This is a genomic window from Herminiimonas sp. GW821-FHT09C12 (assembly GCF_059416385.1).
The window spans coordinates 823,809-845,930 of record NZ_JBWKPC010000001.1 but is presented as its reverse complement, the minus strand read 5'-3'; the positions used below and the strand labels follow the sequence as shown (position 1 = coordinate 845,930).

Sequence of the window (22,122 nt, the reverse complement as noted above, 5' to 3'; positions counted from 1 at the left end):
CTTATCTTATCGAAGCCTTAACGAGGGTTGATAAAGACTCGGCTGTGGCTAAATTCTCCGGGACAATAGCTTCATCATCAATGCTCGTTTGGAAAAGGTTTTCAATTTCAAGGAGTATGGAAATTATTTGAACAGAACTAATTCCAAGATTTCGTAATGAATCATTTAACTCAACCTTGGTATCAATATTCAACGAGTTAGAATATTTTTGAACTATTTTTAATACTTGCTCCTCTACGGAATCATTCATTTCTAGTCTTTCAATAATTTGTGAATAGAGATTTTTTATTCTACGAAATCGATTTCAATTTTGTGCGATCAACTTTTCCATTCTTTGTGATTGGTAGCATTGTTAGGAAAACCCATTTTTTGGGAATCATATAAGAAGGCAAAGAGCGTGCTAGATAAAGATGTAGAGCGTCTTTGGATGGCGCAAGCTTTATAGAAGATGGCACTACAAATGCGACTATTTCTTGCTCAGCGTCGTCTTGAACAGTTACCGCAACTGCAGAAACTTCTGGGTGGCAAAGAAGCGTGTATTCAATTTCAGCGATTTCGATACGAACACCTTGTAATTTGATCTGTTGATCAATCCGACCTAGATATTCAAGATTCCCGTCAGGAAGAATTCTTCCGTGATCGCCACTTTTGTAGAGATAGGCTTCAGCAGAAGAAAATGGCGAAAGAATGAATTTCTCGCGAGTTAGTTCGGCTTGATTTATATATCCTGCAGCAACTCCTGCTCCTCCAATATAGATCTCACCCCGGGATCCTGGATTCACTGGAACCATGTGCTCATCTAGTAAGTAGATATAAACATTTGAAATGGATTTTCCTATAGGCGACGGGCGATCCAAGTGGTCAAATGAATCTAGCACAGTGGCGTAGATAGTGGCTTCCGTGGGGCCGTATCCATTTAAAAGTACCAAATTTGGTAGGGCATCTTTGATGCGAGCTAGAAGTCGTTCAGATATGGGTTCGACACCGACTAAAAGAGATTTCAAGCTCGCGACGGGTAAGCTTGCAACTTCTTCTAGCATGAATGGAGGGAGGTACGCTGAGTCAATTTTCTTTTCCGTAAGCCATGCTACGCAAGATCGCGCATCAAACCTAACTCGTTCTGGAATTGGAAATAACGTCTTCCCAAAACAAATCGCAGAAAAAATCTCGAATACAGCTACGTCAAAAGTTGCGGCGCACCACCAAGAGAAACGACTCGGTTCATTTTTAAGACGAGAGTGCCAATCGATCAGTAAATTTACTACTGATTTATGCCTGACTAATACGCCTTTTGGCTTTCCTGTGGAGCCCGACGTATAGATACAGTATGCTAGGTCAGATTGACTTACGTTAATTGTGGGATTTGATTGAGATGAGGTTCCCCGAAGGGGATGAATATCATCAACGGAAATTACATTAAGGCCTTCACATCCCAATTTCTCTTTCAGCCCTTTTCGAGTCAGGATAATTGACAGCTGGGTATCGGAAACAATATGCGCTGTCCGCAAGGGCGGGCTGGTGGGATCAATTGGCGCATAGATGCCGCCAGCTTTTAGTACTGCCAAAGCAGACAATACAAACTCTATAGATCGCTCTATGTATATGCCAATGGGTGTTTGCGGAGGCATTCCGCTCCTAATCAGTAAGGACGCTAACTCGTTTGCTTGTAGATTTAGCTCCGCATAAGTGATCGAGCGATTCCTATCAAAAATAGCTATGCCAGTCGGGTCTGCAAGCACAGCTTGCTCAAAAAGCTGATGCAGACATCGCGCATCAATCCCATTTGCTCCTGTTGAAACATCGCTATGCAATTTTTTTGTCGGTAGGGGCGTCATCGGCCTTGCAAGTATAGGGAGTGACTTTGTTGGCTCACTCAAAGTAGTCGATGCAGATACTCTGCGAGTTGCTATCTTTCATATTTTTCAAAGAAAATGCCGTCGAACCGCACCATAAAATTCTACAAGCAGTAATTCAGCTTTATCTTCTGAAAGCATTTTTGAAAGTAATGGATGGAATAGCTGCGGTCAAACAACAAATACTTATATATAAAGAAGTTGAGCGAATATGAAATGGCTTCTACCGGAAACTATGATCAAAGAGAATCTCTTGAAAATTAATTGAACAGAACATTTCAATATATGAATATCAGAAATCATTGGTTGTTGAAAAATTGAATATTCAAGTACGCTAAAAACATAAACATTGATATCGAAGTAAGTGTGGCTTTGACTAAATAATCAAAAAGAGAGAAAAATTTTTAGGTAAAAAACGACATATTACGAGTGGATTGGCTTTGGCTTAAAGAGGGCATAAATACCTCGTCGATTCAGGATGATATATGTCGACTTAATTGAAAGTTGATATGCATGAGTATGTATTGCGCGGATACACAAGTGAATCTGCAATTGCTACAAAAATTATTGATACGGACTATACCTAACCTATGAGCACTGCTTTCTGGCCTTTAGTAGATGCAATCAATAGAAATTTTGATTCTCTTGATCCACATGAAAAACGCCTGCTATTGCTAGAGGCCGACGAAGAGAGTATGAGGCAAGCTGATAGCGTGCTTCTTGTTCTTTGGTTGATCGATCAATGGTTTGAACGAGAGTTTAGCTATCAGGGTATCTATGTATTAGAAGAGTCGGGATTGTATAAATTGATTCCGGAGCTAAATGAGCAGATGTCCCAAGGCACATGGCATCGCTCCCTTGTCGCGCTCCATATAAGCCAATTGATATACAGGTTTACCGCTGCTAAGAAATTCGGCTTGCTAGACCGTACGATAAAACAACTTAGAGTAAATAGTTGGGGGCGGGAACTACTGGCGCATGGCGTAATTTCTGATCAACAGAAGAAGAAATTTGAAGAAAGTATCCAGGTAAGTTTAAGTGCATGTCGGCCTAAGATATCTCGTGCGATGGAAATTTTGCGGGGTCATCTAGGTCGAGAAGAAGTTTCAGAACTTAATTCTATTAATCTAAATCTTCCAATTAGATTGGTCCAATAAAACCATGGAAGAAAATCTTGTATCCAGTGTTGGTGATTTGTCTGCGATATCTCTGGACGAATTGCAGGAAAGAGTCAAAAAAATCTATGGAGTTTATGACCAAGAAAAAGCTCTATTGTGGCTCTGCGAGGAGGTCGGCGAGTTAATACAAGCTATTCGGCGACATCGTCCCGCTGCAGAAATCGCTGGAGAATACCAAGATGTACTTGCTTGGGTCTTATGTCTATCAAATATTCTCGGCCTTTCATTGAATCAAAGCGCCGAAAATGCATTAAACAAAGAAGCTGCTAGGCAGCTAAGTTCTTACGGAAAACTTAAGTATTGGCGTTAAGAGTTACATGGTAAATCAGCAGATATCTACTCCGTTTGGCTTAATAAATTTTCAGAATCAACTTGATACTAACGTCAATTATTCGGACGTTCTAGGGGATAGTCTTCCTGATGTTGGACTATGTGTTCCCAAGCAGTTCATCTATCGAACTGGAGTTTTTGATGAAGGGCTAAATTCTTCATACCGCTCAAATGTCATGCAGCGAGGGATTCATGTGGGACATCATTTTGGCAAGCCAGGACATTCATATGTCGACCTGAATCAGATACACGTACGTTTACGTGACGGCTGTGCAGCCGATTACGAAAGATTGTTTTGGAACTATTCGCTTAAAATTCTCCTTACTCTGGAAGCTATGCGTGCTCGTGCGGCCCATATAAAAGCGACGATGTTATCGACAAATGATGGGAAGTGCATTCTATTGGTTGGAAGGGGCGGAGCTGGGAAAACTACGTTGGCCAACACTTTGAATTTGCATGGCTTTAAATTCTGCTCAAATACGCATGTAATAGTTCGAAATAATTTGGCGTGGCCTATTCGTACTTGGATACGAAACAGAACGACTGATGGCGATATTTATAAGCCACCGCCAACTATTGGGACGAGTAGTTCATACCCTATACATGCAATAGTTATCTGCGACAAAAATAACCAAGATGATTTCGACATGCGGGAAATTGGCGCTCTCGAAGCACAATATTTTCTAAAGAATTTTTCGTTTGCAATAGGAGCATATGATTTAAAGGAGGATGTTTGCGACGCATATCTAGAATCTGATGCCAAAGCAGATGTGGTCTCGATAATGTGTGACGCCGAAAAGATCTTTGACGAGGTGCTTCGATCTGTTCCGATATACAAACTTAACAGTGACGCTTTTGGGGAAAAGTCATTGAAACTAACGATCAATTCTCTAAAGTCTCTTTAAGATTTTCTGTCGCTCTCTAATTCAAGGTCTCTTAAATGGCAGTTATAGCGTTTCTTCCATCCTCCGATTTGAGCTATGAGTCGGGCAGTGTAATTTTCGCAAAGGCGCTTGCTAATCATTGCGCGAGTGCTGGGCACGTAGTCCAGATACTGGCAAGTCGACGGCCTAAATTGGGATCGTTGTCGGCAACAGTATTGCTTACGATAGAGGAGTCGTTGCTTGAACATCCAATTGTTACAGATCGAGTAATCACTGACGCGGAATTTCATGATTCCGAGGAAATTTGCTACCGTTTTTTAGAATCGGCGCATGCAAGGTCAGAGTTGGATTTGATTTATGTCCAGTATCTTTCATTTGGAAGCAAGGCCGCATGTCGATTCGGTAAGAACTTCGGTATTCCGGTGGTTGTGTCCAGTTTTGGACGCGACCTAAATGTGGGAACAAAGGAAGATCATCGCATAAATGATGCTGCTTTTGAGTCGCTAGAGCAGATAGCGGCCTTTATGGTTCCAAGTGAAGAGATACTTCGCGTTCTTGTTGCTGATTTCGGAGTGTCTAAAGAGAAGATATATTTAGTCGAACCTCCGATTGATAAGGAATTTCTGACCGCGAACGAAGAAGTTTTTTTTGCGGAAGATAAGGCCAATGCATTTATTTTGCTGACCGTGAACTCCTGCTTTAAACCTGATAAAGGTATTGAGACTATTCTTCAGGCAGTGGCCAAGTTGAAGCGTGATGAAAGAGTTAAATTTAAACTCTGTATAGCTGGTAGTGACGATCATCCATTACTACAGAATGAAAAGCGAATTAGGGATCTTGTTGCCACTTTGCAGATAGGAGAAGAAGTGGAATTTCTGGGCTACCTGGATAGAAAAGATGTTCGATCGGCGATGCTGGAGGCCAATGTAGTAGTAGACGCACGACATACTTCAAGTTTTAGCTCGGTTCTATTGGAAGCATTGACATGTGGAGCGGCAATTTGCTGCTCCAAAACTAGTGCATCTGAAAAATTCATCGCGCATGACGAAAATGGACTTCTTTTTTCTCCAGGGGATAGCCGTCAATTAGCCGCGAACTTATTGAGACTTGCGACAGACAAGAATTTGCTCTCAACGCTAAAAATACATACTGCACAATGGGCTGATGAATATGGCGCTCAGTATGATGAGACTTTAACTTTTAGGAGAGCTACTGAGTTGCTAGAAGCTGTTTCAAGGGATAGGCCATGATTATTGCGCTCCCTAAAGGGGGAGTTGCAAAACGGTCACTTAGTGTCATAGATGCGCTTCAAGGAACTCAATCTGAAAAAGGACAACTGTCGTTTGATTGTGGCGATAACTTAAAAATAATTCTGGTAAAACATAGAGACATTCCGCGGCTGTTGCGTCTAGGTCTTGTCGATGTGGGCGTCACCTCTACTGATTGGCTAGAGGAATGTGGTTTCGAAGGAAATATTATCTCGCATACAAATTGGTGCGAAAGCAAAATATCCCTTATAGCAAAGAATGAGTTTTCAATAGAGAAAAGTTCAACAGAGATAGTACGCTGCGCGACGGAGTTTCCAGTCCTGGCTAAACGATTTCTGACTCAGCTTGCACCCCCTTGGGCATTTGAAATATTGCCCGTTTCTGGATCAACTGAAAGCTATATCGGGTCTGTAAGCAACATCGCAATTGATTGCGTAGAAACTGGCGCCACGCTACAGGCAAATGGGCTGTGCGAGAAAAGAGTATTTTTTAACTCAAATATTGTGATTGTTGGCGCTACTAGTTACGTAAAAGAGAATCCACTAGTTGAACGGTTATTAAAGGCTTGTGCAGAGGTAGAGTCATGAAAAGAATTTTGTTAACCGGTGCAAGTTCAGGTATAGGCTTGGCGTTGTTATCCAGATTGAACGATCTTACGGAATGGGAAGTGGTGTCGGTTTCCAGGCGAAAGCCATCAGTGAAGGGAAACTATGTTCATATATCTTGCGACTTCAAAAATTTGAAGGACGTTGAAAAACTCGGATCACGTTTGTCCGATACCTACGGGCATTTTGATGCAATAGTTATGAACGCTGGCTTCGGTGCATTTGGCCCGATAGAGAAATTTCCACTTGTCGATTTTCAAGAACTACTAGCGGTCAATCTTCTTTCTCCTTTTCTACTTGTGCAATCACTGGTAGGGCATATGCGCGATAGTGGGAAAGGGAAATTGTTGTTTGTATCATCGGATGCTGATGCTGCCGGATTTCCTGGTGCTGCGGGCTATTGTTCTTCTAAGCATGCACTTCGTGGCCTTGTTGCTGTATTGCGCGAAGAGTTGAAAACGAGCGGGGTCGGAACATATATTGTTTCCCCCGGTAGGGTTGATACTTCGTTTAACAATAAGAGCCCTGGTGACAGGCCGCTTTCGTTAGATAGCGAAGAAATTGCCGATACATTGATGTTTATACTTAGTCGGAGTGACCGCTGTGATATTAGCTCGCTTCGCATTCAATCTAATTTGGAGTAATTATGTCTGACGAATATTCGAAGCTCGGCGTTTCAGCAATGAAAGCCGACGTACACAAGGCGATTCGAGGTTTGCCTGCCCCTTTGTATCCCGGCGCTTTCTGTCATCTTGTTCAAGATCCTTGGGATTCTTCCCAGGCTGTAGCTATTCATGCAGATGGTGCTGGGACTAAAGCAAACGTGGCATATATTGCTTACAAAGAATTAGGCGGAACGTCATGGTTTAGAGAGCTTGCACAGGACTCTACGGTCATGAACATTGATGATCTAATTTGTATAGGTGCGACAGGCCCTTTTGTTTTGTCTAATACTGTTGGCAGGAATGCTCAAATTATTAATGGCCAGATACTTAGTGAAGTTTTGGAGGGCTATTATGATTTCTCCTCTGATATGGCACAGCATGGGGTGGATATTATCCTTGCTGGTGGGGAAACGGCAGATTGCGGCGATACAGTACGCACTTTAGTTGTAGATTCAACGGTTTGTACTAAGCTCTCCAAGAAATCTGTCATTGATTTTTCAAGGGTTTCCGCAGGAAACGTTATTGTCGGATTGTCGTCGATCGGGCAGGCGACATATGAGAAAAAGCCGAACTCAGGAATAGGATCTAATGGCTTTACATTAGCGCGGCATGCACTTCTTTCGTCAAGCTATAGAGAAAGTTATCCAGAGACTTACGCCAGTGAGCTTAATAAAAGCGATGTCTATCGAGGAAGCTACCTGATTGGTGATCTGTTACCTGGGACAGACTTTACGGTGGCTGAAGCACTACTTTCGCCAACTCGAACATATGTCCCTATCTTGCAATCTGTGCTTAGAGAGATGCCTGATGCAATTACTGGACTTATTCACAATACAGGCGGAGGTTTGACGAAATGCATTCGCTTTGGCAAGGGATTGCGTTTTGTTAAGCGAGATTTATTTGGCCTACCGCCGGTTCATCAGGCAATTCAAGAAGCTAGTGGTATTAAACCTAACGCTATGGCTCAAACTTTTAATTGTGGTCATCGAATGGAGATATATTGCGACATTGATAGTGCCGCTTCAGTTATCGCTATTTCTAAAAGATATGGGATTGACGCCAAGATAATTGGAGAAGTTGAACAGTCGCGTGACGATTCGAATCAAGTAGAGGTTTTGCTGGGAGGTGAGACGCTTATATTTAACTCTGCGGATTAATTATCCTTTTGCAAGTCGCGATGGAAAACGCGATTCTAAAGAAATATAAATCTTAGTTTGTCGTTGCGGACATGGATCGCCGCTTGTTGTTTTTTTTGTGTAGAAAATTAATGTTCCAAATAAGGCTCGTTCGGGTATCTCTGACGAGCCTTATTCTATATGCGCTTTTACTTTGTATTAGACATCAAGCAGATGGTACGTAAATTTGTGGACAAATTTCAAAAGCTAATTTGTATGTTCGATTTGTGGAAATGAGATTGCGAATCTCCACAAGAAATTTAGAAACCAAATGAAGATACTCAATTGCTTCTTCAGTTGTAGAAAATTTACTGGGGAATAAAATTTTTAGACCGAAATCGGCGGTTTTATTAAAGAGTACTTTTTCATCACTCGCGAGTGTTGATTCATAGCGCTTTAGAAACAGCAGCCATTTGTCCCCAAGCCCAGCGAAACCGTTGCTGGCGAAAAATGCCCGGAATCCATTCTCAACTGCTAAGCGGCCTAGATATGCTGTTAGAAAAAAATCTCTTTGAGTTGCTGGCTTGGCATCTTCAAACAACTTGAGTGCGTTTATATAGAGCTGGGTTGACGCAAAAACATAGACTACGCTTTCATCGACACGTAACTTCGATGACTGGTTCTCACGTTCAAATAGTGTCCACCCTTTTTGCACCCTACTTAACAGCGTAGTTTCCTGCGTTGTAAGACGAGTTTTGCCTTTCTTAAGTCGATCATAAACGGACAGAAACTTCTCTGTTAAGACAACTGTAATGTCAATTTCAACACCTGATCGAATGCTATTTAAACCTGTTAGCACAAGCTCATTCACATCAGGATTAAACTGTAGTGAACTGCTATCTTCAATGGTATTTTTGCGAATATTTTTATCTGAAACCAAGACGACAAAATCGACATCTGAAACACTCGTGGCGGTTTGAAGTGGTAGAGACCCAGTTACTACTATTTTATCTATTGCTTCCGGATTCAACGATTCTTTAATAAAAGATACTGGGTCTATTCCCATGTGCTGGTCAAAAGTATAAATGAACTCCTCTCGGGTTCTGGCCTTGTATAAATTATGGTCTGCTTTGGAGTTGTAAAAATTTCCCATGTCTTGCTTTATGTCTAAATGAAATATTGCGAATCAGTAGAGTATGAAATTGGATTTCACTAGCCTGGTTTGAGAAATCCGATTCAAGGCGCGTTATGAAAGTAGTCCCCAGAGGTAGTTATTCCAGGAACATGGAAGGTTCTATCGTAGCTAATAAGGAAGGAGCCATTTTTAATGCTGGAACAGGAAATTTTTCTAGCAAAGAAGTGATCAAAAAAAATAATCTACTTGGTTAAAGAACAGAAAGATCAGTGTTCGGAGAGTCATCTATTCTGAGAAACCAAGAATAATTCCTCATGTTTTCGCAGTGAGTCACTACATCTCCAAGCCCTTTTTCAAAAGCTATATCGGAGATCCTAAGGGACACAACTTAAAACTCCAAAGCAGAAATATTTATATTGAAATTCTGATGTCTTTATATGCACATCCATTTTTGTGCCTTGTCTTCATACAACATTTACGGATATTGTTTGCTCAGTCAACGTGTCCGGATGCTCCTTAATGTTTAATCTGATCTTCGTAACTCTAAAAACACAAATAAAATTATCTTTACGAGATTGGGATGTGCTAACACCTATTTTTGTAATGCCTTTACAAGTGCTCCCGGCGTTGGCGGTCTTCGTCGCATCGCATCGTATAGACCTTGCAGGCTACGCTTTAACCGCAGCACTATTGTTTGTCGTCGGACAAATGTGCTTTTCGGTTAGTAGCGAGATCGTATCTAATGACAGAAGAAATGAACGTCTAGAGCTGTTTGTGGCAACGCCCGCCAATTACGCAGTGGTTTTGGCATCACGCTCACTGGTTTTATCGATTTTTGCATTAACTGGGATTGTGGAGGCATGGCTACTTGCACGCTTCGTCTTTGGCCTTTCGATAGAGGTGCATCATCCGGGGATATTGGTCGCGGCGCTCACTGCGACCGCCTTAGCGTCGGCGGGTACTTCTGTGCTCACAGCTGCCTTATTTAGTCTTGCTCGCGCCACCAGAACAATTCAAAACGCAGTAAATGGGCCGTTCTATCTGATGAGTGGCATTCTAGTGCCAGTCACTTTTTTGCCAGCTTGGTTGCAGATATTTTCTCCCTTCTTTTTCTTTTACTGGTCGGCAGGTTTGGTGCGCGACACGTTAGCGGCTACTGAAGTAGTAGATGCCGGATTCCGAGTGACAATGCTGATTGGATTGGGCCTTGTTGGAGCCGCCATTGGTACCCTGGTCCTCACCAGAATGCTCGATCATTTACGCCGTGAAGGCAGATTGGGGTTAGCATGAATTCACTACGCGTCTTCCGCTATGGGCTGCTTGTAGGCACGCGCGACTTTGCAATTTTCTGGAGTTGGAAGAGCTGGTTAGGCGGATGGATGCTGCGCATACTAACTAACGCACTGATCTGGGTATTGGTTGGTCGTTTGCTCGACTCTACAACCTTATTGAACTATCTTCTGATTGGAAATGCGGCGACTGCCGGATTCGGCACTTGGGCCGTTGCCGCGGCAGCCTGGGATAGAAATGATGGTACTTATCCCCTCTTAGTCATTGCACCCGCAAATTTAGCGGCAGCAATTATAGGTAGGATGTCGATATGGATGTTTGGCTGGGTCGTATCATCCTTTCTCACTTTTGTTCTCCTATTTGCTCTATTTGATTTTCGTCCGCACTGGCAAGCGTTAGTCGCGCTACCAGCAATCATCGTTCTGCTGAGTGTGAGTACATTCTTCTTCTCGACATTCCTTGGTTCGTTTGCCAACTTGGTTCCACAACTGCGAAATTTGATCGGGTGGGCGCTCATCTTTGGAATCATGACATTTACCGGTGTCACCGTCCCTGTGAATTTTTGGGCTGAAGGCGTGCAGCTTGTCGCTGCTGTTTTACCGGTAACCCATGGACTAGAGGCATTGCGGCTTCTGCTGAACCACGGGGCAATTATGGATATTTTGATTGGCTTAGGACTTGAGATGGTAGTGGGTCTAACGTGGTTGGCGCTGGCAGTAATGAGCTTCAATCGCTTTGCTGAACGCGGCCGTGCCGACGGCTCTATAGAATTTGTTTAAGAAAGTACCAAGATGAGCGCGATAAAAATAGATGGGTTGCAACGTCGGTATGAGAACAAGGGAAACGGGAGTGACATTCTCGCATTGGCCGATATGTCATTAGAGATTGAGGAGGGAGAAGTTCGAGGTTTGCTGGGGCCGAATGGTGCTGGCAAAACGACCTTGGTAAAAATATTGTCGACGGTGTTGCTGCCGACTGCGGGTCGAGCATCAATACTTGGGCACGATGTTGTGAAAGATACTGCTGCAGTCAGACGCTTGATCGGAATTGTCTTTGGTGGCGATCGTGGCTTGTATGCACAACTCACGGCACGTGAGACTTTGCGTTACTGGGCTGCACTCTATGATGTTCCAAAGCGTGAAACTGACAGCCGTATCGACAAATTACTAGAACGAGTCGGGCTAGCAGATCGTGCGGATACGAGAGTGGAAACATACTCACGCGGCATGAAGCAGCGCTTGCATTTGGCTCGTGGTTTGGTTTCCAATGCACGCGTCTTATTTCTAGATGAGCCAACTATAGGTATGGATCCAATAGCCGCACGTGATTTTCGGCTGTTGGTAAAAAGTCTGAAAGCTAGTGGTTGTACCATTCTTATCACCACGCATGACATGGCCGAAGCTGAGGCAGTATGCGATAGAGTGGCATTGATCGACAAGGGACGTCTGCTCGCTGTAGAGACCCCATCCAGTTTGGCAAGACTTATATCTGAACATGAGCGTGTTGATTTTGTGCATGATGATGCTGGAGTGATTGAGGTGCTGAAGAACATGCCAGGAGTGTCCTCCGTAGGAAAATTGTTAAGTGGTTTCGGCGCGCATCGCATCGAATTGAACAATGCCGCGGCTTTGAACCCAGTATTGGAGTTTCTTGTGGCATCCGGCGTGCGTCAGCTCGCCACGTCGCGTCCAAGTCTAGAAGAAGTCTACGTCAATATGATTGGGGACCGCGGGCTTAGAGTTTGAATCAGTTTCCGTATGGAGTGTTACTTTCACATTTGAGCTACAACATTCAATCTGGGATTAAATAATGTCTTTGTCGTTATCCATTCAAGATGTTGTAGCAATTGCTGCTAAATACGCCGACAACGTCGATATCGACAGTCGCTTTCCTGCCGAAGCAATAGATGCGTTAAAAAAATCTGGCCTTCTAGGGCAGGTAATCCCGGAACACCTTGGCGGTGAGGGGAAAACGCTTCTAGATGCCATGAAGACTAGTTTTCTTCTGGGACAAGCTTGTGCTTCTACCGGGATGATTTTTGCGATGCATCAAGCGATTGTTGGAACTATTGTTAGTCACAGTGCGGACAATTCTTGGTATTCAGAGTTTTGCAAGCATGTCGCCTCTGATTCGTTGCTAGTCGGAGGCTCGACCACCGAGCTCGGAACCGGGGGAGACCTAAGTAAAAGCATTTGTGGCTTAGAGATAAAAGATTCTGAGTTCACCATATCGAAAAATGCGCCTGTAATATCTTATGGGACGCATGCTGATGCGTTATTTATTACTGCTCGCAGATCTGTATCTAGTGCCAGCACGAACCAAGCGATAATCGTTTTGCATAAACATCAATATAAGTTGACTAAGACGTCACTTTGGGACGCTCTTGGGATGCGGGGTACATGTAGCGAAGGTTTTAAGTTAGATGGCGCGGGTCACATCGCTCAGATACTTCCTGTTGAGTTTGAAAAGGCGCACATAGAAACGATATTGCCTTGGACGCATCTTCTGTGGGGTAGCGTTTGGTTGGGGATTGCCGCAAATGCAGTCAAACGGACACGTTTATTCATAAGAAAAAAAGCTAGTTCGGATGGCAATCATGTCTACTCAAATTTTTTCCATTTAGTTGCAGAGTTGCAGGCATTAAAAAAGATAATTCATTCCTCTGCAGTTTCACATATTCACCGTTCAGAAGCTGGTATCCCTGCTAGTTCAATGGAATACACAATTGAACTGAATGGCCTAAAAATTATGGTTTCTGAGGGCGTACAAAAAATAGCACTATCGGCATTATCCATAATCGGTTTAAACGGTTATCTCAATAATGGCCCATACAGTGTCGGCAGACATATTAGAGATCTACTATCTGCGTCTTTAATGATCTCGAACATTAGAATTAGTAATGACACATTACCCTTGTCGCTTGTGTCGAATCTAGATGAAAAATGGGAGCTTAACTAATATGGCTGATAAGGCGGTTTAGCTTATGTCGATGCGCAGTGGAAATGATATTTATGCCTGCTCAGGAGAACTTCAGAACCATCCTGGTATCAAAAGCATCTATATTGGAGCGAGTCAGATAACAGATTCCGATGCACCGATTTACTGGCAGATAACTCCCTCGGATGACTGGTTAAAAGATCGCCATTTTAAAAATCAAGAAAAAAATAGAAAAATAAAACTCCGCCGGTCACAGCTTCTATTTGAATCTACGTACAGAAATGAAGATCCCATAGATGCTCCATACGTTGGCTGGACGAATAGTCTGACGGGTATTCCCTATTCGTTAGATGAAATGAATGAGTGGTCCAGGGCTACAATTTCCAAAATTCGTAATCTCCCATTCAGATCAGTTCTCGAAATGGGTTGCGGTTCTGGAATAATCGCAAAAGCACTGTTGCCAGATGTGGAGACCTATTATGCCTATGATATCTCTCCAACCGCTGTTCGATCTCTTTCCGAATGGCATAGACATACCCAATTCTTGGGATCATTGCATGTGTCTCAGGGAGACGCGACTGCACTTGCTGATGTCGCTGACAATTTGGTTGATTTAGTCGTTCTTAATTCAGTCATCCAGTACTTTCCTGACGAACATTACCTTGCCAATTGTATTTCTGAGTGTCTGCGAATACTGAAGCCAGGTGGTTATCTTTTTATAGGAGATATTCGAAATGTCTATCTAACGCCGTATTTGCATATTTCGGCAATCGGAAATGACCAACGTTCTAAGGGGCGGGAGCATATCCGATATGCGCTATGCCAATCTATCTTACGAGATGAAGAGCTCGCAATCTCTCCGGACTGGTTCTCATCCCTTTCATTTTTAACCGGGCAGAGGCTGAAAATACATACTTCAGTACGTCGCGGAATATTCAATACGGAAATGAATAATTTCCGATTCGATGCAATATTGACGAAAAATGAGTGTCTTAATGATGAGACATTTACGGAAACTGATTGGAGTAGATATATGCATCAGTTTTCCTTGTTAAAGAAGGAGATAGAAGAAAATGGAAAAGGTCTACGAGTTAAAAATATTCCTAGCTCGCGTATAGAAAAATGTAGAGATTCATTGAAGGAAATATGCGGTGATTTCGTGAGGCTTGAGTGTCTTGAAGATGATGTTGAAGTTAATGATGTAGGCATTGATACCGACGAATTTTCAAGGAGGCTTGAAGCAGAGGGCATAGTTTCTAGCTTCTCTTGGGATCCAATAAATACTGCCGGACGTTTGGAGGCATTCCTTTCCAAGCCCCCTTTTCCAGTTGCTGAAAGATCATACACTCCATTTCAAAATATGGGCGTTAGGGAGAATCAAGACCGGATAGTCTGGGATTCTGCGTACGCTGAAGCTTGTAAATTGTTGCTGTCTGAAGTCGTAGAGATAATGGTTTCCTATGGGTTATCTAGTCAGCACATTCCCTATATTGATATCTTAGGAAAAAACTGCTCTGTGAGTCAGTAAAGTCCATGGATTTTTTTATATGTTGTTGAAGAAATCGACCAAGGTTTGTGCTATCGATGCAAGGTGGTCTCCCGCCTTCTTGGGCGAGCCAGCTAATTTGCTAGCTTCTCAATGTGTAGAGATTTGGCTTTTAGGGATCGATGAATCAAGCGATATAGAATTTTTTAAAAAATCTTTATGTCCGGACGAAATTTCTGTTCTTGAGGCGTTAAAGGGACGCGATGCAAAGTTACAGTTTGCAGCATCTCGCTATTTGCTTCGTAGGGCACTTTCTTCTTATGAAAATTTTCCCGTAACAGATTGGCGATTTGGAAAGGGGAGGTACGGGAAGCCATATGTTTCTTATCCCATACTTGATCGGCCATTAAATTTTAATGTGTCTCATACCCACGGATTAGTAGCTTGTGCGATTACTCGCGACCTAGAGGTTGGTGTAGATGTCGAATATAGCAATATGGACTTGAGTGATTGTCTCTTATCGAAAAGAATTTTTTCACAAGATGAATTTCTCCTACTTAAAAATGAATCGATCCAAGGAAGAAAAAGTCTATTTTTTAAATTATGGACTTTAAAAGAAGCCTATTTAAAGGCAAAAGGCATAGGTCTTGTCGGGGACCTGAACAGTGTATCGTTTTCTTTCGACGATGAAGTTCCAGCTGTGCTTTTCTTTTCCAATACAGAGAAAGCCTATGCCTGGTCTTTCTTACAATTTAAACCCACAATTCACCATCAATTAGCAATAGCTATCTCAACCAAGAATCTTCCGTCTACTTCAGTACCAATTCATTGGATTGTCAAAAATTGGTGAGCTCTACTCGATCAATTTTATCTATCGAAACTGTGTCATTGGTCTTCTCTAATAAGGTCATTTTTCAATTGAACTTAGTGCGCTTGTAATGGGAGTCAAAGTAGATGAAGCCCCTCCTGTTAAGTTGGAAATGTTTCGGACAGCATTTGGAATATGAAAATTAGCAACGTAGAAAAGCTGATGCCCATAAAAACTGCACCTGATAAGGATATGAGTATTTATGCGTTGTCTTATCAACTTTCATCAATTAGCATTTTTGATGAATGTTAACGTCACAGATACTTGGCAAGTATCCCACGCTTTAGACTGAAAGTCTGGAAAGAATTAAATCGAAAGACACGTTGGACCGTCGCAATACGTTGCGCGAATCTGCCTCCGTGGCTCCTATTCCATAGCCACAACAAAGAAGATTATCTATGTTCTCCTTTAAGGAAGATGTTTCGTCTAACCATAAAAGACTTTTATTTCTCGATCAATTACATTCTGACGTACCTCTTTATAACGTACCACTTGCTTTTGATGTTCGTGGACCGTTGAATGCCGAAGCCTTTAAGAAGGCTATTCGAGCACTGGTTTCTCTCTACCCTTCTTTAAGGTTAAATTTTTCCCGTGAAGATGAGCAAGTAAGATTGATCTTCCGAGACGCAGAGATCTTCCGAGTTGAGTTTATTGACGGAATCGGCACAGAGGAGGATCTAAAAAAACGTTTACTATTTGAAAGCAAGTCACATATTGATCTTTTTTCAGATCGCCTATTTCGCGTTTTGGTTTTTCGTAAAGCCGCGGAAGAATTTACTGTACTAATAATTTCCCATCATATTATCTGTGACGGACAATCAATATCCATTCTGCTCCAGGAGATGGATAGTTTATATCGATCATTTTGTACCGTAGATGACGTTAAGCGATGCCTAAATGTCAGAAAGGAAAGTCAATTTAATGAACAGTTGCTCCCATCAAAAAGAGAAACCTATCGAGAAAATTTGAGCTATTGGAAGACGCAGCTTGATGGGATGTCACCACTAATTTCTTTCCCTATCGATCGACCTAGGCCTGCAACAAAGAGCTATCAGGGACAGGCACTTAGTTTCAACTTGTCGCCCGAACTGACACAGCGGATAAAAAAATACGCAATAAAAAAGCGTGTGACGGTATTTATTGTTCTTTTAACGGCATATCAGATTCTTCTTAGTAAGCTTAGTGGTCAGAGCGACATAATTGTCGGCGTCGCAGTCTCGGGGCGAACGAAGCAAAATAGCTCAAAACTTGGGATGTTTGTAAACACGCTACCTATTCGAACAATACTTAGCGAGAGCAAAACATTTGATGAGTGCGTTGAACGAGTTCGAAATACGTTTTTAGATGCGGAGTCAAATCAGCAAGTGCCGTTTGAAGAGATCGTCGAGGCGCTTAACCCTTCTCGAGATTTAGGATTGGAGCCGCTTTTTCAAACGATGATGAGTTTTAACAGAGAAAGGCCAATTCTATCCCTGGGCGATCTTCCAATTACACCCAGATCAGTTGGTTTGTCTATTGCTCGCTTTGACATTACGCTTAATTGGCATGATTGTTCGAATGTAATAGAGGGAGAATTTAATTTTGCGACGGACATTTTTGAGAAAGAGACGATTCGCAGATGGAGCTTGCATCTAGTAGAACTACTGGGAAATTCCGTTTCAGAGCCGGGAAATTCTATTTCAAAATTATCGGTTTTGACAGAATCAGATAGATCGCATCTTGTTTATGAACTAAACGATACGAAAGTGTCTTTGCCGAACATAAAGTCTCTTCATGAGGTAGTTCGGGCTCAGAGTATTGCTAATCCCAAAGCGATCGCTCTTATTTTGGGTGACGAAGAAATTAGCTACGAAGAGTTAGAGGCAAGATCTAACAACTTGGCTGTATCTATACTTAGCCAATATTCCATCCCTCAAAATTCTATCGTTGCGATTTGTCTTTACAGATCATTTGACATGATCGTTTCAGTACTCGCATCAATCAAAATTGGAGCGGCATACTTGCCATTGGATCCAGAGGCACCCTCATCCCATTTAAACAAAATTTTGCAAGATTCCAAGGCCGCGTTGCTGATCACGAATGAAGACGTAGCTTTTGATTTACACACTACAGGCATTAATGTCATGAAAATTGGGAAGATGGTGCCCGCTTCTGATGTTTTTGTTGATTTTCCGATTAGAAGTGTCGACGTTGATGACCTAGCATGCATCATTTATACGTCTGGCTCGACCGGTGCTCCAAAAGGAGTGATGATTAGCCACCGAAGTATTGTGAACAATCTCGCTTGGATTGAGGATCGATTCCGTCTCGATTCGGGGAGCAAAATGCTATTAAAAGCGAATTACTGTTTTGACCAATCCATATCAGAGATATTTTGGCCTCTCACTAATGGTCATACTCTGGTGCTTGTTCCGCCTGGTCATGAGGCCGATGGGCCCCATTTGATCTCGTTAATGAAGAAGCATAAGGTATCGATAGTACATTTCGTCCCATCCATCCTATCTGCTGTTTCTCAATACGCTGATCAACTAAAAGAGATCGCTTCGTTAAAAACAATCCTATGTGGCGGAGAAGCTCTTTCACCCACATTGTTGAATAAATTCGTTGGCGACGACCTGCAAATTCATAATGTCTACGGTCCCTCCGAAACCACAATTGAGTCTACAGCATGGGGGACGAACGAGATCTGTTCCGAATCGCTTGTGCCGATAGGGCGTCCTATTTGGAATAATCAAGTATATGTTTTGGATTCGAGCATGCAGCCTTGTCCAATCGGAGTCGTTGGAGAAATATTTATCGGTGGTGTTGGCTTGGCCCAAGGTTATCTTAATCGGCCTGATATCACGGCCGCACGGTTTCTGCCGAATCCGTTTATTGAAGGTGGTCGCATTTATCGAACGGGAGATCTCGGGGCGGTTCTTGCGACGGGGGACATAAGTTATCGAGGAAGAATCGATCACCAATTGAAGTACAACGGGCACCGGATCGAGGCCGGTGAGATTGAAAGCGCGATCAAGGCTCATGCCTACATCGAAGAAGTAATCGTTTGCTTGCGACACGATGTAGCAGAGATGCCTAAGCTAGTAGCTTACCTAGTAATTAAGAATGCTGATGATTTCGACAGAGAAAATTTGATACGAGCGCTTTCGGAAAAACTACCCAGATACATGCTCCCAACCCATTTCGTTTGTCTTACCTCTTTTCCGGTAACCCAGAACGGGAAATTAGATAGGGCGGCGCTTCCTCCTCCTGATACTGCTCAAACAAAAACATATCAACAGTCTGGCTTTGCAAATCCGATTGAGGAGGCTGTTGCGATTATATGGTGCGAGGTTTTGGGTGTGGATTCGTTTGATAGAGAAGAGGACTTCTTTTCGCTGGGTGGGCACTCTCTTATGGCCGCAATAGTTTTGATGAAAATTAATGAGATGTTTGCCGTCAACGTGACTTTCAGATTCTTCTTTTTGAATCCGACATTTGTTAGCGTGAGTGAAGAGATATCAAGGCAGTTGAAACTGAATGCTTATTCTCAATAAAAACTACGATGAACTTGCCGAACCAGGATGTGAGTATTAAAGAGATTGTGGAAAAAAACTTTCCAGTTATCGCTGTACAGAGATGGGGGAAAATTTCTGAGGACACTGCATGCATACTTTTGCATGGGTTTAATGAAAATCGACATGTATGGGGACCCGTCGCTAAGTTTATAAACAAGCACCAAGCATATGCAATTGATCTGAGAGGGCACGGTGATTCTGGTTGGTCAAAAGAACGAAAGTATCATGTAAACGATCATGTGAATGATATTGAACGAGTAATTAACAGTCTGAATTTGCGCCGCTATGTTCTTATGGGACATTCATTTGGCGGCATAATTGCGTTACGAATAGCTGCAAAAAGACCAGCCGAATTGGGTGGTTTAGTAATCGTTGACGCAAGTCCGAGTCCGCCATCTAGTGTCGGAAATTACGTTAAAGAACAAGCGTTAAAAAAACTGAAAGCGTATAAATCGGTAGATGAATACTGGAACTTATTGCGCGCTGAGCGGCCGCTTGTCGAGCCAAAGGATTTGTGGGACTTCGCTAAAGAATCGCTTCTTCTTGAAGGTACTATATATAAGCTGAAGAATGATCCTGCACTACTTGGAGAAAATTATAAGGTAGAAGGCGATAGTAACTTCGAGCGTTGGGAGGCACTCCGATTGGTAGCTTGTGAGACGTTGGTGATTAGGGGGGCGGCTTCAGCAGTATTGGATCGTAGCACAGCTAAACGAATGGTAGAGGTGTTGGATTCCGGAGTGGAAGCAGAGGTTTGTGGCGCTGGCCATGGAGTTTTGCTAGACAATCCTGCGGGATTTTATAATGTAGCTGAGCCAGTGTTAAATCGGATGTTAGCGACTAGCTGAGGTTAGACGAAAACCCCTTGAATGCTGCGGGTACACTTTCTCTGCTAGCGGCGTGTCAAGCACCTCCAAGTTGCGGTTATAGTCAGAAATCTAGTAATCTGATGCACGGCAATATTCAGCTAGTTAAATAGAAATGGAAGATCGTGCCGGAGCAGCGCTGCGAGATCGTGATCGGGGAATTTGTCCATGGCAGCTTTCCATACCTGCCGTGCTTCTTCCGCTTCTCTAGCGTTCCAATACACGCCGCCCATGTTGAACCATGCTAATGCGCAAGTGGGATTCAACTCAATTACCTTTTTATAGGCGTCGATTGAATCGCTCGTGTACCCCAATTTCTCATAGGCCAGCGCTACCTGAAACCAGCTCATATCGTCTGGCTGAATATCCGTGGCTTGAGAAAGCAAAATCGGAAGACTCTCTTTTGGTCTATCAAGGAAGTTCAGGGCAACGCCGAGACAATAGCCATACTGACCACCAGCAAGATCATACGCGGCGCGAAAGCACCGCACCGCTTCTTCCCAGTTATCGTCTTCCTGTGCCCAGTGCCCAAGACGGTCCCATAGGAAAGCTGCTGGCTCATTTCGAACATACCGGATACCCGCTTCGAACTCGGCTTTGAACTCAGGATAGATCAAATCTGCAGCCAGACCTTCTGATCGAAGATATAGTTGGTTCAGCAGTTTTTCTCGGATGCCGCTCGGACAGTCTTTATATACCTCTAAATATCGATTCCAGAAAGGTATGCTGAGCCTAGCATTGTCTGGCGAAATACGTCCGAAGTTAGCAACTTGCTGAGCGCACCATGGCCAAATCCAAGCATCTTCTCCAGCATCGTTTAATAATGCATTTATTTCGCGAAACGCGGCCTTGCCATCATCTAGATTGAAAAATAGGTTGACTCGCCATCCTGAGACCGAAGATTTTTTTGCTAGAGTAGGCTCACCGAAGACCACCTGATCGAAATGTTCTAGTGCTTGCTCATACTTCCCCGTCCGGTGATAAACAACGCCTATGGCGAAGTGAGCTTCTGCTAACAAGGGGTTGTGCCGCAACGCTTCGTGGAAACACTCAACGGCCCGTTCGCCATTACCTAGCTTCTCATAGCTAGTCCCAAGATTCTTGTAGCATTCTGCAATGGACGTATAGTCGCGCATGATCAGCAAGCGCTGAAGAGCCAGTTCGTATGCTATGACGGCGTCATTATTTCGTTCTAATGCGGAGAATCCGTTACCAATCGAATAATAAAGGTTTCCTGCATCGAAGCGATTCCTTGTGAGCATTGATTCGAGATAAGAGATGCCGTCCGTGATGCGGTCAATATTATTGCTAAGCTTAGCCATACCTAGATTGATCTCTGCCATGTAGCAGAAAATCATTGCATCATCGTCGCGAGAGAAAATAGATGAGAATTGCTCAAAAGCTGCACTAATTATGTCGTCAGCACCGCAGTCAAATAAGCTAGAGAGCATAGCTTTAGCTTGGTCTTTTTCTTCTGGAACATGCAGATCGAGGCGAGCAGATTTGACTATACGAGGTAAATCTTCGGGGCGAGCTAATGTTTGAGCGACCCGTCTATTTCTCATGGTTGCTGAGCTAGCTCTGGCCAAAGCTGCCAACGACTTAAGGCGCTCGACCGTAAGTATTTCAGAGAAAATTACGGTGAGGGTTTTTTGCTTGGTCCAATTCTGTCCGCTATGTTCGTATCGTCGTGCCACTGTGTCTGCGGAACAAAACCTCAATGTGTTAGTTTGAGCGTGATAGCAAACAAAGAAAGAATGCGGCTGCATTAGAAGGTAGTTAAGATTAAAGCGCTTTATCTCGACGCTAACGGTTCCATCTGCATTTTCATCCTTTTCTGTTCCCTTTAATTGGACATGAACTCTGACATTCGTCACGTTTTCACGATCGACAACTTCGATCTGATAGTCGCTCCCATAGTCCTTATGGTCGGATGTCTGCAGAATAAAATCTTCGGAACTCGCTAGCAAGTTCAGAAATGCTGATTCTGCCTTGTTTTCAGTTACATGAGTTTTGTGACGCTGAGGTAGATCATCGAAGTAACTCATACTTTTTACCTACATTCTCAAACATAGACGGATTTCG

19 protein-coding genes are annotated in these 22,122 nt (G+C 43.1%); 15 read left to right on the top strand and 4 right to left on the bottom strand.

What is annotated here, in order from left to right:
* Position 1: 1 nt before the first annotated feature.
* Positions 2–250, bottom strand: a complete 249-nt coding sequence (locus AC07N2_RS03985; protein ID WP_494777115.1) for a phosphopantetheine-binding protein — start codon at positions 248–250, stop codon at positions 2–4.
* Between the two features lie 40 nt (positions 251–290).
* Positions 291–1,835 carry a non-ribosomal peptide synthetase gene (locus tag AC07N2_RS03980; protein WP_494777114.1) on the bottom strand — a complete coding sequence of 515 codons (1,545 nt, stop codon included), beginning with the start codon at positions 1,833–1,835 and terminating at the stop codon, positions 291–293.
* A 608-nt stretch (positions 1,836–2,443) separates the two neighbouring features.
* Between AC07N2_RS03980 and AC07N2_RS03975 the strand changes: the two genes are divergently transcribed.
* From AC07N2_RS03975 to AC07N2_RS03945, 7 genes are read left to right on the top strand one after another with little or no spacing between them, the layout of a single operon-like run.
* Positions 2,444–3,010: a hypothetical protein gene (locus AC07N2_RS03975; protein ID WP_494777113.1), complete on the top strand. Its 567-nt coding sequence runs from the start codon at positions 2,444–2,446 to the stop codon at positions 3,008–3,010.
* Between the two features lie 4 nt (positions 3,011–3,014).
* Positions 3,015–3,341 (top strand): MazG nucleotide pyrophosphohydrolase domain-containing protein, encoded by a 327-nt coding sequence (locus AC07N2_RS03970; protein ID WP_494777112.1) that lies wholly within the window; start codon positions 3,015–3,017, stop codon positions 3,339–3,341.
* Between the two features lie 7 nt (positions 3,342–3,348).
* On the top strand, positions 3,349–4,266 hold the full coding sequence (locus AC07N2_RS03965) for a hypothetical protein (protein ID WP_494777111.1): 918 nt from the start codon (positions 3,349–3,351) through the stop codon (positions 4,264–4,266).
* Between the two features lie 35 nt (positions 4,267–4,301).
* A complete protein-coding gene (locus tag AC07N2_RS03960; RefSeq protein WP_494777110.1) occupies positions 4,302–5,495 on the top strand; it encodes a glycosyltransferase family 4 protein in 1,194 nt (397 codons plus the stop codon).
* Positions 5,492–6,100 (top strand): ATP phosphoribosyltransferase, encoded by a 609-nt coding sequence (gene hisG / locus AC07N2_RS03955; RefSeq protein WP_494777109.1) that lies wholly within the window; start codon positions 5,492–5,494, stop codon positions 6,098–6,100. Before AC07N2_RS03960 ends, hisG begins: the two co-directional genes overlap by 4 nt.
* Positions 6,097–6,762, top strand: coding sequence for an SDR family oxidoreductase (locus AC07N2_RS03950; RefSeq protein WP_494777108.1), 666 nt, complete (start codon positions 6,097–6,099; stop codon positions 6,760–6,762). Before hisG ends, AC07N2_RS03950 begins: the two co-directional genes overlap by 4 nt.
* A gap of 2 nt (positions 6,763–6,764) precedes the next feature.
* Positions 6,765–7,940, top strand: coding sequence for an AIR synthase-related protein (locus AC07N2_RS03945; protein WP_494777107.1), 1,176 nt, complete (start codon positions 6,765–6,767; stop codon positions 7,938–7,940).
* 184 nt (positions 7,941–8,124) lie between these two features.
* Here the strand turns inward: AC07N2_RS03945 and AC07N2_RS03940 are convergent, their stop codons facing one another.
* Complete coding sequence (locus AC07N2_RS03940; protein WP_494777106.1) at positions 8,125–9,051, bottom strand: hypothetical protein; 927 nt, start codon at positions 9,049–9,051, stop codon at positions 8,125–8,127.
* Between the two features lie 501 nt (positions 9,052–9,552).
* Here AC07N2_RS03940 and AC07N2_RS03935 point away from each other — a divergent pair.
* The 8 genes from AC07N2_RS03935 (at position 9,553) to AC07N2_RS03900 (ending at position 20,019) form a co-directional block, all read left to right on the top strand.
* A complete protein-coding gene (locus AC07N2_RS03935; protein WP_494777105.1) occupies positions 9,553–10,323 on the top strand; it encodes an ABC transporter permease in 771 nt (256 codons plus the stop codon).
* Complete coding sequence (locus AC07N2_RS03930) at positions 10,320–11,102, top strand: ABC transporter permease (RefSeq protein WP_494777104.1); 783 nt, start codon at positions 10,320–10,322, stop codon at positions 11,100–11,102. Before AC07N2_RS03935 ends, AC07N2_RS03930 begins: the two co-directional genes overlap by 4 nt.
* Before the next feature lie 12 nt (positions 11,103–11,114).
* Positions 11,115–12,068, top strand: coding sequence for an ABC transporter ATP-binding protein (locus tag AC07N2_RS03925; RefSeq protein ID WP_494777103.1), 954 nt, complete (start codon positions 11,115–11,117; stop codon positions 12,066–12,068).
* A gap of 64 nt (positions 12,069–12,132) precedes the next feature.
* Positions 12,133–13,281 (top strand): acyl-CoA dehydrogenase family protein, encoded by a 1,149-nt coding sequence (locus tag AC07N2_RS03920; protein ID WP_494777102.1) that lies wholly within the window; start codon positions 12,133–12,135, stop codon positions 13,279–13,281.
* A gap of 25 nt (positions 13,282–13,306) precedes the next feature.
* Complete coding sequence (locus AC07N2_RS03915) at positions 13,307–14,788, top strand: class I SAM-dependent methyltransferase (RefSeq protein ID WP_494777101.1); 1,482 nt, start codon at positions 13,307–13,309, stop codon at positions 14,786–14,788.
* A 19-nt stretch (positions 14,789–14,807) separates the two neighbouring features.
* The gene (locus AC07N2_RS03910; RefSeq protein WP_494777100.1) at positions 14,808–15,596 is read left to right on the top strand and encodes a 4'-phosphopantetheinyl transferase family protein; all 789 of its coding nucleotides are present in this window, start codon (positions 14,808–14,810) and stop codon (positions 15,594–15,596) included.
* A 416-nt stretch (positions 15,597–16,012) separates the two neighbouring features.
* Entirely contained in the window at positions 16,013–19,150 is a 3,138-nt protein-coding gene (locus AC07N2_RS03905) for a non-ribosomal peptide synthetase (RefSeq protein ID WP_494777099.1), read from the top strand.
* A gap of 8 nt (positions 19,151–19,158) precedes the next feature.
* Complete coding sequence (locus AC07N2_RS03900; RefSeq protein WP_494777098.1) at positions 19,159–20,019, top strand: alpha/beta fold hydrolase; 861 nt, start codon at positions 19,159–19,161, stop codon at positions 20,017–20,019.
* A gap of 119 nt (positions 20,020–20,138) precedes the next feature.
* Here the strand turns inward: AC07N2_RS03900 and AC07N2_RS03895 are convergent, their stop codons facing one another.
* Positions 20,139–22,085 (bottom strand): tetratricopeptide repeat protein, encoded by a 1,947-nt coding sequence (locus tag AC07N2_RS03895; RefSeq protein WP_494777097.1) that lies wholly within the window; start codon positions 22,083–22,085, stop codon positions 20,139–20,141.
* Between the last annotated feature and the right edge of the window lie 37 nt (positions 22,086–22,122).